Origin of the sequence: Xenorhabdus griffiniae, assembly GCF_001028135.1 — a bacterium.
Classification (GTDB): Bacteria; Pseudomonadota; Gammaproteobacteria; order Enterobacterales; family Enterobacteriaceae; genus Xenorhabdus; species Xenorhabdus bakwenae.
Map to the genome: position 1 here is coordinate 1 of NZ_LDNM01000091.1, position 12,052 is coordinate 12,052.

The following is a 12,052-nucleotide window of genomic DNA, read 5'->3' on the forward strand; positions in this document are numbered from 1 at the left end:
TGCTTGATAGAATTTTGTAGAGGTTTTTGGCTTCGGTGGTCTCGCCCGAATAGGGGGTTATATAAATCGAGGTAGTTGTTTATTCTGAATGGGGAAAGTAAAAATGGCACAAAAGAAACTAAAGCTCACCGACGAGCAGCAAGTTCTCTTTGATGCCCTAACAAAACAGCAACAGAAATTCGTGTTAGGCATCTTAAAGGGGCTGAATCAGACAGATGCCTACAAACAGGCTGGCTACAAGGCAAAGACGGAAGAAACAGCAAGATCTTGTGCAAGTGAAATCCTAACAAATCCTAACGTCAAAGCATTTCTTAACTCAATGAACCAAGAAGCCGTTTCTGATGCGGTGATGAGCCGTCAGGAAGCCTTAGAGCGTCTTTCTGCAATGGGGCGTGTTTCTATTCACGATATCGCCGACTTTCGTAACAGTCAGATAGGCGAAGACGACGAGGGGAAACCTGTGTTTCAGGCGACATGGCAATTCAAAGATTCAGCGTTGCAGAACCCGGCAGCACTCAGCGCTATCTCAGAACTGACCACCGGAAAGGATGGTATCAAGCTGAAACTCCATGATCCGAAAGCGGCGATTAAACAACTGTCGGAATTGATGGGTTGGGAATCAGCGAAGAAAGTCGATTTGAGTTCCAGCGATGGTTCAATGACACCGAACAATATCGACCTCAGTCACCTGAGTTTTGAGCAACTGATGGAACTGAGTAAAAATCGGGAAAAGTAGCCCTATTTAACATAATGGCGCTTAGACGCACATCGACTTTTCAACTCAATCAAAATGCTACCTCAAACGGGCAAAAACCTCACTCTTCTGCCTGATTTCAGGGCTTTTATTTGTTACTGATTTGTTATCAAAAACACGAAAATCATTTCGATGTGATTTTGGTGCGAACGGCTTATTTCTCTCACTTTTGGTGCTGACATGGATATTGATAATGCAATGCTGGATGAGGCTATCGAGAGAGAGATAGCACGGCGTAGTTTGCATGAGTTCATCCAGTACATAAATCCTGAGTATATTACCAGTGACTTCTCTCGACAGGTCTGTGATGCACTGGATGAGTTTCTGATTGATATGATGGCAGGCGAACGCCCTATTCTTATACTGGGTGCGCCGCCACAGCATGGTAAATCCGATATTGTTTCTCGCTACCTGCCAGCTTACTTCTTCGGTAAGTATCCTGATAAGCGTGTTGCCGGGTTGTCCTATGGCAAAGATTTAGCCTCCGACATGAACCGTGATGTGCAGCGCATCATGATGAGTGAGGAATATCGCAATATCTTTCCGTCGTCGTCACTGAACCCAAAGCGAGTCGTGACTGTTGAAACGATGGCGAAGCGTAACTCTGATACGTTCGAGATTGTGGGTAACAAAGGCTCCTATATTGCGGCTGGCGTTGGTGGCCCATTAACGGGTAAGAAAGTCGATTTAGGCATTATTGACGACCCCATCAAGAACTCAAAAGAGGCGTTGAGTGCCACCACGAAGAACGCGATTTGGAACTGGTACGTTTCTACATTCAAAACCCGCCTGTCAAAAAACAGCGGCGAGATCATCATGGCGACCCGCTGGGCAACAGATGATCTATCCGGCAAGGTAATTAAGATCAGTCAGAAAGCGAAGGTGCTAGCTTTTCCTGCTATCAATGAGCAAGGGGAGGCACTGGTACCAGAGCTACATCCCATCGAAAAACTGTTAGATACTAAAGCTATTCTGGGTGATTACTTCTGGTCAGCGATGTACCAGCAGTCACCAAGGCCCTCTGGTGGGACGATTTTCAAGGAAGATTGGGTGAAATACTACCTGCCGAAAGACTTACCAGATAAATTCGACAAGGTGATCCACAGTTGGGATATGACCTTTAAAGACGGCGAAGGTACGGATTACGTGGTCGGTCAGGTATGGGGCAAGAAAGGGGCAAACGCTTATTTACTACATCAAACACGAGCACGGATGACGTTCACCGAAACATTGAAGGCAGTTAAAAAGCAGACTGAATTATTTCCAGAAGGGCGTCGTAAGCTGGTGGAAGACAAAGCTAATGGCCCTGCTGTCATTAACACCCTACAAAATACGATATCAGGTCTGATCCCCGTAGAGCCGGACGGTAGTAAAGTCGCCCGCGCTCATGCGGTCACTGCTGAGTGGGAGGCGGGCAATATTTACCTGCCTCATCCAGATACGGCACACTGGGTAGTGGATGCGGTGAATGAAATCACTACATTCCCAGTAGGTGCACATGATGATGTTGTGGATTGCATGACGCAGGCATTACGCGACTTGTATCAAAAGAGACGCGGTATCAGCATGAATCAGAATGTTATTAATCAGGCGATGCGCAATTCACGTCACGCTACTCGTTGGTAAAAATTACTATGGCAAGAAATAAAAAGCGTCAGGCTGCAAAGCCACGGCGAGGATTGGCTTTGTCTAAATCTCTTTTGGGAAAATTAGATGATAGGCAATACATCCCGACCTATGAAGAAGTAAAAGATATTTATGGCCCGGCAAAAACATTAGGCACGCCAAAAGAAGTCACAATGGCAATGGATGCCTCATTAAGTTCTGCCGGCGCATACACTCTTATTCAGCATGCATGGGAGCACGGTCAGGGTTATGCGCTTGGCCCATCATTTATGGGTTATGCCGCTTTATCATCTCTCACGCAGAACGGTTTAATCCGAGCCTGCATCGAGACTGTGGTTGATGATATGACACGGGAATGGATAGAAATCAAATCGGTGGAAAGCGACAGTCAGGACGACAGCTCCGAAGATAAAAAAGCGATTGAGGATGCACTGATTGAATTCAAGGTTAAAGATATTTTTCACAAAGCAGCAGAATTCAATGGTTACTTTGGTGGCTGCCTGATATTCATTGATACGGGCGCTACAGATAATCAATTACTGGTGCCATTGGATATCTCAGAAAAATCGGCAGAGCTGAAAAATTTCAAACGTTTCGTGCTGGTGGAGCCTATCAATATCTTTCCTGGCAGATATGAAAGCACTGACCCACTGAGTCCCCGCTATTTTAGTCCTGATACATGGTGGATACTGGGTAAAGAAGTTCACGGTTCCCGCCTAATACGCATTTGTGGTAATGAAGTCCCGATTCTACTGAAACCTTCATACAATTTTATGGGGATGCCACAGGCGCAGTTGCTGTATGACTACGTGATCCACTTTCAGGACAGCCGCACCTCCGCTGCGCGGTTGCTGGAGAAATTTTCTCTGACGGCACTGAAAACTAATATGGAAGACATTTTAACCAATCCAAATGCAACCAGAGGATTAGATGGACGATTGGCTTATCTGGCTCAACATCGTTCCAATGATGGTATTTTAGCGATTGATTACGAAATGGAAGATATCGTTAAGCTGGAAACACCACTCTCTGGGGTCACTGATATTGTTCGCCAGATGCTGGAAATGATTGTGGTGATTAACCGTACCCCTGCCGTGAAATCATTGGGCCTATCCCCCAGTGGATTTAATGCGACTGGAGACAGTGATATCCGGAACTATAACGACCACGTTAAGAGTCAACAAGAGAAGGTATTTAGGGCCGGACTGCAAAAGGCGCTTGATATTATTCAGATTGTCACATTAGGTCACCTAAACCAGTCTGTTACGTTCGATTTTGTTGATTTGAATAAGCAGGATGCCAAGGTCGCCGCTGAAATCGAAAAACTCAAAGCTGAGAGAGATGCCTCATTGCTGGATTCGTCGATTATCTGGGAGAAAGAGGTAAGAAAGCGTCTATCTACCGATCCTGACAGTGATTATTTCGGCATTGATGTTGATGATGTTCCAGAGGTTAATTATGGGGAAGAAACGGAAAGTCAAAACGGGGAGACCTACACGCCCCAACGCAGGACTGGAGCAGGAATATTACCGCCGGATGCAGGGATTGATTCAGGAAATGGCGGACTCGGTTGATTACTGGCTATCCGCAGAATATAAGCGTCAGCAGCCGAATATTGTCGGTGATGCCTCACCAGCCAAGGAGTTGAACCGTAAACTGTTCTCAGTCATGGGGCGATGGACAACGAGATTTGGTCGAATGGCGGAATCTATCGCTGTCTGGTTTGTTAATCGCGCCAATACCTATGCGTCAAACTCAGTAAAGAACAAACTGAGAGTTGAAAGTATCACCGTCAATATGCAAGTCACACCTGCCGTGCAGAACGTGCTAGATAGTCTGTATGAGCAGCAGGTCAGTTTGATTAAGTCCATTCCCGAGCAATATTTGACACAAGTGCAGACATTGGTACAGCAGAGCGTGGTCAACGGGCGGGATATTGGCTTTCTGAAAGAAGAGCTAAAAAAGCGTTATAACCTGACGGAAAACCGCGCCAAAACCATTGCCCGTGACCAGAATGCTAAAGCGACGAACGCCATTGCACGGGAACGATGCAAATCATCGGGGATCACTGAGGGAATTTGGATACACCGTGCTGGTGGCAGTAAATCCTACCGCGAATCACATCTCAAAATGCACGGTCAGAAATTCAACCTGAGTGAGGGATGTTATGATCCACACGTACAAAGGCATATTCATACCGGGGAGCCGGTGAACTGCAAATGTGATTTCCGCCCTGTTATTCCTCAAATTGGAAGCAGTTAAATTATGCCTAAAACTAACGAAAAAAACTCTGTCGTCTTTGACGAGGGGAGCCGACGACGTATTGATGACAACGGATATCTCCACGTCTCACAAACGCATCTCACTAAAGAGCAGGTTGTACCGTACATCGGTCGGGAAATTCCCGATTGGGAGAATCTGGAGTTAGAACCAGATCGACTGTATTACGGTTATCGACCTGCTGATGAGCTGGAAAAGGCCAAATCCACCTTTAATGGTGTTCCATTGCTTTATATCCACAAACAGGACAGTGCAGAACAGCCATTAAAAGAGCTGCGGGTGGGATCTATTGGGACAACCCCTATATGGGATACGCCCTATCTGGATAACGCATTAACCGTAACTGACCAGATGGCAATTGATGCCATTCAGGATGGTTCGTTAAAGGAACTCAGTTGTGGCTATTTTTTTGAACCTGATTTCACATCGGGTGAGTTTAACGGGGTGGCGTATGACTTCGTGATGAAAAATCTTCGCGGGAATCATGTCGCACTGGTTAAAGAAGGTCGGGCTGGCCCCGATGTCTACGTACATGACGGCTTGCCGTCTCAATTACAGGAACATGCAATGCCACAGGACAACACAGCACCGAACAGTGCAGAAAATAACAGTGTTATCACACAAGATAACCCGAATGCGGCTCAGTCAACTGAGAATCAGAAGCCGACTGAGTTTGCGATAGATAACGATGCTGTCAGAGAAAAAATGACAGAGCTAGGACTGGCAACGGATGATGAAGCCGCTGTGCAAACTTTTATCAGCGGCATGCAGTTTGCTCATGAACTGACGGAGAGTGACCCAATAACAACTCCTGTCGGAGATAACGGTCAGGAAGACCCTAAAACAGCGAATGGTAACCTCGCTGGGGGAAATTCTGGAGAAAACAGAGGTGAAACCAAAAAGGAAACTCCTGCCATGGATCGCAAGCCAGTAATCACGATGACGATGGATGCTAACAGTATTCGTCAGCAAGCCATTGAACAGACTAAGGTGCATTTCAAGGCACTCAATGAAGCCGGGCAAAAAGTCCGTTCGCTGGTGGGTGAGCTGGACATTATGGCTTTTGACAGCGCCGAAGCAATTTATGCACATGCGCTGAAAAACAAAGGCTATGACCCACAGAAATACGACAAAAGCGCGTACAAGGGGATGGTTGACGTGCTGGCAGCACAAAAGCCGTCTGCATTCGCTCAGAATCCGGTTATGGATGCCGCGCCAAGCAGTCTGGAAGGCCCATTCGCGGGTTTGAAAAACATCAAAATTTAAGAGGTTATCATGGCATTACAAAAACAGGTCGGCCTGTACTACGCACCAGCGGTTCCCGGTGACAGAGCCACACAAAACCCCGTGATTTACACGCAGGGAAACCCGCGAGCGGAAGGCGATATTACTGTCGGTCATTTTGTCTTTGCAGGTACAGATCCGTTTAGGCAAGTAAAAGCCTCTACAACAGGCAAAGATGCACCGATTGGCTTTGTTGAGCGCATAATGGCGTACTACAACTACAATCTGATATCACCGGGAACAATGACGATCCCCGATCAAACTGACGTCACAGTGGCGGTTCGTGGTGATTACTGGTGTGCACCAACTAATCAGAATGCGGCTACTGGTCAGGCCGTGTTTGCCTCCACAACTGATGGCAGCATTCAGACAGCCGATGCAAAAGCAACGATTGACGGGCATGTTAAAACAGACTGGACAGTCAAATACTACGACGCTGACAGCAACCAAGCCATCATATCTAACTGGCACACCGCCTAACTACCCGCCTGACATTATTCACGCATGACGACACTCTGAAATAACAGGTGGCTTTGTCATGCGTGCTGGAGAACAGAATGAGTAATATTTCTTTTGAACAAGCCAAGCAATACGGCTTTATTTTTAATGGTGCTCGCCAGTGGATCACGCCCGGCAGTATCCCGCGACTGGCTCAGGATTCAGCGTTAATCACCACGCCAAACTCGACCGTTCCGGCTGAGTTACTGGCCTATATAGACCCGACAGTTATTGAAATCCTCACCGCGCCACGTAATGCCCGTGAATTGTACAGTGAAGAAAAGCGCGGGGACTGGACTACAGCATACATGAAATGGCGTGCCAATGAAGTCACCGGCAACACTGCGGCCTATTCGGATTTTGGGCATTCCGGTAAATCTGGTACGAATTACGAATGGCATGTTCGTGAGCAATATCGCTATCAGACTGTCGTTCAGTATGGTGATCTAGAGGCTGATATGGCGTCTGAGGCTAAAATCAATTTGGCTGCGGATAAACAACGTGCTGCGGCGACTATCATTGATATTGATAGTAATAAATTTTATCTATTGGGGGTGGCAGGTCGTGAAATTTACGGCGCATTAAATGACCCGAATCTAACCCCTGCGATTGTTGCCGCATCTTCGGGTGAAAAGAATTCAACTAAGTGGGTGAATAAGAACACAAGGCAGCGCTACAGCGATGTCCTGAATCTGTTTGCTCGTTTGGTTAATCAAACTCAAGGGTTAGTTTCTGAGCGAGACAGATTAATTCTGGCTATTTCTCCGACGCTGCGCGTGCAACTGGGGGATGCAACCGATTTTAACGTTTCGGTGATGAAGATGCTGACGACTTATTTTAGTAGCCTTGAAATCGTCAGCTTGCCACAATTGAGTGGGCCAAGTGGCGAAACTATGCAGTTGATCGCCCCGAAAGTAGCGGGAATGGAAACAGGGCTGCTGGGTTTTGGTGAGAAGATGCGTGCAGGTCGCATTGTGCCAGAGTTGTCGTCATTCTCCCAGAAATTCACTGCAACCACCTACGGCGCAGTGATCCGAATCCCCGCTGCTATAGTCCAGATGACAGGCATGTAACCCACACACCATAATCAAAAATTCGATGGTCTCTCAGGAGGCCATTTTTTATTTCGGAGAAAAGTAGTATGTCAAAAGGAAAAACCGTGAACGTTCACCTGAATCATCCACACGGAATTGAGTTCCCGATGCCAGATGGCGCCAGTGTGGTTTTGGAAGGTAACGCGTTTCATTTATTTGGACAGGAAAAAGGCGTGCTTCCTGTCGGTCTCTATGGAAAAACGAGGGTAGACGCGGATAAGTGGGATTACATCCTGAAAACGTATGGCGAGATGGAAATATTTAAAAATAACCTCTGTGTTTGGGATGAGAAAGCGGCGAGCGCCAATGATAAAGCCCACGAGAACAAAGGGCTTCGTCACGGACGCGAACCGGTTGATACCAGCAAGACTACCACAGAGCCAGCGAAGGAGAGCATCTAATAATGGCTATCGTCACATTTGGCAGTGGCGAATTCCTGAAACTGTATCCTCGATTTGCAGGTGTTTTGACCGATGGACAATTGCAACAGGCGTTTGATGTGGCCTGTCTGTTGCTGGATAACTCCGATAACTCGATTATTCCCTATGAGCTAAATGGTACGCAGGAACGCAAAACACTGTTGTATTTGCTGACCTGCCATATTGCGACAGTAACGTTATGGGGAAACAACGATCAATCAGGGCCAGCATCCAGCGCAACCGAGGGTTCGGTCAGTGTCTCGTTCGCTGTACCGGACGTAGCCAATGCCTCATGGTTTAAGCTCACTCCGTGTGGGCAAATGTACTGGCAGGCAACCCGCAAGTATGTTGTAGGTGGGCGATATTCAGCGGTGAAACATTATCATCCATGGGGGTAAGTCATGGCTATTAAAGGTGGGGATAAGCTCAGGGCGGCACTGGAACGGATCGCCAATACACAAACAATTCAGGTAAATGCAGGAATACTGGCAGGCGCAACCAATGAAGACACGGGCGAGAAAATCGCACCCTATGCCGCCGCGAACGAATTTGGCACGCGTAATATTCCGCCTCGACCGTTTATGCGCAGTACTATCGCCAATAAGTCTGACGAATGGGGTAAGATTCTTGGTGCTCAGATTAAAGGGCGTTTACAGGAAGTTGGCGGTATAGAGGCAGCATTTGAAACAGTAGGTAAGGAGATGGCGTTAGATATCAAAGATAGCATTGAGCAATCATTACCTCCACCCAATGCTCCTGCAACCGTCGCTAAGAAAACCAAGAAAGGCCGTGCATCACCCGGTCAAACGCTGGTGGATTCCGGTAGTATGCAGCGGGCGGTTGATTTTGAAGTTATCAAGGGAGGGAAATAATGGATGTCAGAGGTATCGCCAACAGCTTAATCACCACCGTCAACCCGAATATCAGCGCCGTTCTGCTGGCTAATGATGGCTATACGGTCACTGACTCCGGTAAACAAATCCCCAAATACACCGAGCATGAGATCTCAGTGCAGCTCCAAAGCCTCAGCACACAGGATTTAGAGCACTTAGGGGTGATTAACCAGCAAGGCCAGCATATCTACGCTTATGCCAGAGGGCAGATATCTGCAATCCGGCGAACAAAGCAGAAAGGCTCTGACCGGATGCGTTTTGCAGCTTATGGCGAGGAGGATGAAGTGTCCGAGTGGAATGTAACTAAGGTCATCGAGTCCTACCCGACGTGGGTTAAGGTACTGCTATGGCGACAATAACAGTAACTCACGGAGATCTGTTCCTTGAGGTCAAAAAATACCTGATTGAATTATTCCAGTGTGACGTTACTCAGGGGTATCAAAATGATGTCCCTGCTCCTGACAACGGCGTTGTGATGCACGTTTTGTTTGAGCGAGACATTGACTACGTCGCCAATTATTACCATCACGAATCGTCAGAGATTACGGCGCAGCGCTCTGTAGAACTAACGATGCAGCTAGATTTTTACGGGGATGATGCTGATTCACGGGCGCGGGTGGTGGCGAATCTGTGGCAGTCCAGTTACACCACGGCTCGGCTGAAAAAATGCCAGCCACTCTACAGCGAGCAACCCCGCAAAATGGTTCTGATGAACGAGGCTAACCAGTACGAAAACCGCGTAATGCTCGAAATCAAACTGCAATACAACCCTGAAATTTCCTACTCAGTCGAGAGTACCGACTCATTCTCTATTGATCTCAATTCTATTTAATAAGGTGAATAAATGAACACTATTCCGGCGAGTGACATTGTCAGCGTCTTGCCCGGCGTCGTTGGCACGGGCGGAAATCCCCTGGCACTGAACGCTATTTTTATTACCAAAAGCACACCTAGCGCCATGTTGGGTACGAAAACATTCGGCAGCGCTGAACAGATTGCAGAAATCTTCGGCACAAAATCCCCTGAATACGAAGCGGCACAGGTTTATTTTTCTGGATTCGTTGGCTCAACTACCCGACCCGAAACACTGTATATCGCGTCAATGGTGACGACCAATCAGGCGGCAAAGCTGGTAGGTAGCAAAGTACCAATCAGGGATTTTAACCATATCCCGCAGGGGTTAGAGCTGGATATTGACGGCAAACGCCAGGTTGTCACCATCACGCCCGCCGATATCAAATCCTATTCCGCGCTGGCAGAGGCTGTCTCTGTGTCACTGGCGAAAGCTGGTACATGTCAATATGACGCAAACAGCCGCACATTTGCCATTGAAGGGGCAAAGAAAGGTGCTGGCGGGACGATCAGTTTCGGCTCTGGTGATTTGGCCGAATACATGGGGCTGACAGAAAATGCAGGTGCACAGAAAAACGAGGGTATCAATGCGGACACCATTGATGAACTGATGCCACGCATTACCAAATCAGTGACTAATTTCGTTTCCATTATGGCGATTGGTGATTTCAGCTCTGACGAGAAAATAGCGATTTCCAAATGGGTGACATTGCAAAATGACCGTTATGTGCATGTGCTGTATTCCTATGGTGAGCTGGTGGCACTGGAGACAATTTCCAGCGCCATTCTCGAATCTGATATTGGTGGCACGTGCCTGATGTACGGCGACCATACCCACGGTGCATTTGCCTGTACCTATGCCGCATCACTCAATTTCAATGAGTTGAACGGTCGTGCAACATTTGCATTCCGTCGTCAGGAAGGGCTGAAACCCACCGTAACCGAAAAGTTTTTAGCTGATGAGCTACTACGGCTGAGATTTAACTTTTACGGTGCTTACGGTACAGCAAACGACCGGTTCATATTCGTTAATCAAGGCTCGATTTCCGGTAAATTCAAGTGGTTAGACAGCTACGTTAATCAGGTATTCCTGAACAGCCAGTTGCAACTGGCATTAATGACCATGCTCACCAGTTTCAAATCCATTCCCTATAACGAAACCGGTAAAGCGATCCATCGTGCGGCTCTCAAAGACCCGATTGACCAGATGTTAAATTTCGGCGGTATTCAGCGCGGCGTTGTTTTGTCCGAACAACAGAAAAAACAGATTAACGTTGAGGCGGGTTTTGATGCGGCGGCTCAAATTCAGACTGAGGGATGGTGTGTCATGATCAATGATACTCCCGCACAGACTCGCGGATTGCGTAAATCCATGCCATTAAAATTCTGGTATGCCGATGGGGGCAGCGTCCAGAAAGTTGAACTCCCATCAATTAACGTCCAGTAAGGAGTAACCATTATGACAATGGGACATAACCCACGCACGATCACCTCAGCGAATGCCGTGTTAATGCTGAGATGCAAAGGGATATATGACGATTATGTAGAAATTCAAGGCTTTCAGGCTGATAACGCATGGGAGTTTGGTGAGGTTACACTTGGGGAAACCCGTATTGGGGTGGATGGGAAACAGTCCGTTGGCTACATCCCGCATGAAACACCATTAACACTGTATTTGGAGGCGAATAGTCCCTCTATTCAGATACTGGAAAATATTAGAAAGGACTTTAATTCCAAGAAAGAAGCTAGATTTGTCGACATTGTTGTTGAAATTCCTTCTATTGGTAAACGCTATTCCGGCACAGGCGGGCTAATCAGTATGACAGGCGGGGCGAGCGGTAAAAAATTACTGGACGGAACCAGCTACAAATTCAAAATGATCACTAACGGTGCTGAGGAAATCGCATAATGTCTAATCTGAAATCCAAAACAATCACCATCGAATCAGGCCGTGATGCGGGCAAGATGTTTGTTATCACCGAGATGTCGGTAATCAAAGCGGACAATTGGGCCATGCGCGCCCTATTCACGATTGCCAATGGTGGCATTGATATTGGTGATCTCCGTCCATCAATGGGCATGATGGGAATGGCGCAGGTAGCAATTAAGGCGCTATCCAGCATTCGGGCGGAAGACGGCATTCCGCTGCTGAATGAGCTACTCGACTGTGTACAAATCGTTCCGTCTGGTGGAAATGCCCGCGCTATCGAATTCAACTCTGATATCCACGACGTTAAGACAATGTTCCTATTGCGAAAGGAGGCGCTGGCTATCCACATTGATTTTTTAACTCAAGGCGCTGGCTCAGACTCGAAAAGCTGAGGGCTGGCCTGCCGCTGAAAGAGGGCATTC

15 protein-coding genes are annotated in these 12,052 nt (G+C 47.4%); all 15 read left to right on the top strand.

Annotated elements, in window-relative coordinates; genetic code table 11:
• Window positions 1-103: 103 nt before the first annotated feature.
• The 15 genes from AAY47_RS20845 (at window position 104) to AAY47_RS15790 (ending at window position 12,022) form a co-directional block, all read left to right on the top strand.
• A complete protein-coding gene (locus tag AAY47_RS20845; protein WP_072059808.1) occupies window positions 104-736 on the top strand; it encodes a terminase small subunit in 633 nt (210 codons plus the stop codon).
• 198 nt (window positions 737-934) lie between these two features.
• Complete coding sequence (terL, locus tag AAY47_RS15725) at window positions 935-2,380, top strand: phage terminase large subunit (RefSeq protein WP_047771077.1); 1,446 nt, start codon at window positions 935-937, stop codon at window positions 2,378-2,380.
• An 8-nt stretch (window positions 2,381-2,388) separates the two neighbouring features.
• On the top strand, window positions 2,389-3,954 hold the full coding sequence (locus tag AAY47_RS15730) for a DUF1073 domain-containing protein (RefSeq protein ID WP_053014305.1): 1,566 nt from the start codon (window positions 2,389-2,391) through the stop codon (window positions 3,952-3,954).
• The gene (locus AAY47_RS15735; RefSeq protein WP_235428380.1) at window positions 3,917-4,642 is read left to right on the top strand and encodes a phage minor head protein; all 726 of its coding nucleotides are present in this window, start codon (window positions 3,917-3,919) and stop codon (window positions 4,640-4,642) included. The genes AAY47_RS15730 and AAY47_RS15735 overlap by 38 nt, the downstream gene beginning before the upstream one ends.
• Window positions 4,643-4,645: 3 nt before the next feature.
• Complete coding sequence (locus AAY47_RS15740) at window positions 4,646-5,926, top strand: DUF2213 domain-containing protein (protein WP_047771078.1); 1,281 nt, start codon at window positions 4,646-4,648, stop codon at window positions 5,924-5,926.
• A gap of 9 nt (window positions 5,927-5,935) precedes the next feature.
• On the top strand, window positions 5,936-6,424 hold the full coding sequence (locus AAY47_RS15745; RefSeq protein ID WP_047771079.1) for a structural cement protein Gp24: 489 nt from the start codon (window positions 5,936-5,938) through the stop codon (window positions 6,422-6,424).
• Window positions 6,425-6,501: 77 nt separating this feature from the next.
• Window positions 6,502-7,515 carry a major capsid family protein gene (locus tag AAY47_RS15750; RefSeq protein ID WP_047771080.1) on the top strand — a complete coding sequence of 338 codons (1,014 nt, stop codon included), beginning with the start codon at window positions 6,502-6,504 and terminating at the stop codon, window positions 7,513-7,515.
• An 86-nt stretch (window positions 7,516-7,601) separates the two neighbouring features.
• Window positions 7,602-7,937, top strand: a complete 336-nt coding sequence (locus AAY47_RS15755; RefSeq protein WP_152669820.1) for a hypothetical protein — start codon at window positions 7,602-7,604, stop codon at window positions 7,935-7,937.
• Between the two features lie 2 nt (window positions 7,938-7,939).
• A complete protein-coding gene (locus tag AAY47_RS15760; protein WP_047771082.1) occupies window positions 7,940-8,353 on the top strand; it encodes a DUF4054 domain-containing protein in 414 nt (137 codons plus the stop codon).
• 3 nt (window positions 8,354-8,356) lie between these two features.
• The gene (locus tag AAY47_RS15765; RefSeq protein ID WP_053014306.1) at window positions 8,357-8,827 is read left to right on the top strand and encodes a hypothetical protein; all 471 of its coding nucleotides are present in this window, start codon (window positions 8,357-8,359) and stop codon (window positions 8,825-8,827) included.
• Window positions 8,827-9,207: a hypothetical protein gene (locus tag AAY47_RS15770; protein ID WP_047771083.1), complete on the top strand. Its 381-nt coding sequence runs from the start codon at window positions 8,827-8,829 to the stop codon at window positions 9,205-9,207. The genes AAY47_RS15765 and AAY47_RS15770 overlap by 1 nt, the downstream gene beginning before the upstream one ends.
• Window positions 9,195-9,680, top strand: a complete 486-nt coding sequence (locus tag AAY47_RS15775) for an LIC_12616 family protein (protein ID WP_053014307.1) — start codon at window positions 9,195-9,197, stop codon at window positions 9,678-9,680. Before AAY47_RS15770 ends, AAY47_RS15775 begins: the two co-directional genes overlap by 13 nt.
• Before the next feature lie 12 nt (window positions 9,681-9,692).
• Entirely contained in the window at window positions 9,693-11,147 is a 1,455-nt protein-coding gene (locus AAY47_RS15780; protein WP_047771084.1) for a DUF3383 domain-containing protein, read from the top strand.
• Between the two features lie 12 nt (window positions 11,148-11,159).
• The gene (locus AAY47_RS15785) at window positions 11,160-11,609 is read left to right on the top strand and encodes a phage tail fiber protein (protein ID WP_053014308.1); all 450 of its coding nucleotides are present in this window, start codon (window positions 11,160-11,162) and stop codon (window positions 11,607-11,609) included.
• The gene (locus AAY47_RS15790) at window positions 11,609-12,022 is read left to right on the top strand and encodes a hypothetical protein (protein ID WP_047771085.1); all 414 of its coding nucleotides are present in this window, start codon (window positions 11,609-11,611) and stop codon (window positions 12,020-12,022) included. The genes AAY47_RS15785 and AAY47_RS15790 overlap by 1 nt, the downstream gene beginning before the upstream one ends.
• The last annotated feature ends 30 nt before the right edge of the window (window positions 12,023-12,052 follow it).

Excerpts from the sequence above, each read along its gene's own strand:
- AAY47_RS20845 (WP_072059808.1), top strand. The coding sequence starts at position 104 with ATGGCACAAAAGAAACTAAAGCTCACCGACGAGCAGCAAGTTCTCTTT.
- terL (WP_047771077.1), top strand. The coding sequence starts at position 935 with ATGGATATTGATAATGCAATGCTGGATGAGGCTATCGAGAGAGAGATA.
- AAY47_RS15730 (WP_053014305.1), top strand. The coding sequence starts at position 2,389 with ATGGCAAGAAATAAAAAGCGTCAGGCTGCAAAGCCACGGCGAGGATTG.
- AAY47_RS15735 (WP_235428380.1), top strand. The coding sequence starts at position 3,917 with ATGCAGGGATTGATTCAGGAAATGGCGGACTCGGTTGATTACTGGCTA.
- AAY47_RS15740 (WP_047771078.1), top strand. The coding sequence starts at position 4,646 with ATGCCTAAAACTAACGAAAAAAACTCTGTCGTCTTTGACGAGGGGAGC.
- AAY47_RS15745 (WP_047771079.1), top strand. The coding sequence starts at position 5,936 with ATGGCATTACAAAAACAGGTCGGCCTGTACTACGCACCAGCGGTTCCC.
- AAY47_RS15750 (WP_047771080.1), top strand. The coding sequence starts at position 6,502 with ATGAGTAATATTTCTTTTGAACAAGCCAAGCAATACGGCTTTATTTTT.
- AAY47_RS15760 (WP_047771082.1), top strand. The coding sequence starts at position 7,940 with ATGGCTATCGTCACATTTGGCAGTGGCGAATTCCTGAAACTGTATCCT.
- AAY47_RS15765 (WP_053014306.1), top strand. The coding sequence starts at position 8,357 with ATGGCTATTAAAGGTGGGGATAAGCTCAGGGCGGCACTGGAACGGATC.
- AAY47_RS15770 (WP_047771083.1), top strand. The coding sequence starts at position 8,827 with ATGGATGTCAGAGGTATCGCCAACAGCTTAATCACCACCGTCAACCCG.
- AAY47_RS15775 (WP_053014307.1), top strand. The coding sequence starts at position 9,195 with ATGGCGACAATAACAGTAACTCACGGAGATCTGTTCCTTGAGGTCAAA.
- AAY47_RS15780 (WP_047771084.1), top strand. The coding sequence starts at position 9,693 with ATGAACACTATTCCGGCGAGTGACATTGTCAGCGTCTTGCCCGGCGTC.
- AAY47_RS15785 (WP_053014308.1), top strand. The coding sequence starts at position 11,160 with ATGACAATGGGACATAACCCACGCACGATCACCTCAGCGAATGCCGTG.
- AAY47_RS15790 (WP_047771085.1), top strand. The coding sequence starts at position 11,609 with ATGTCTAATCTGAAATCCAAAACAATCACCATCGAATCAGGCCGTGAT.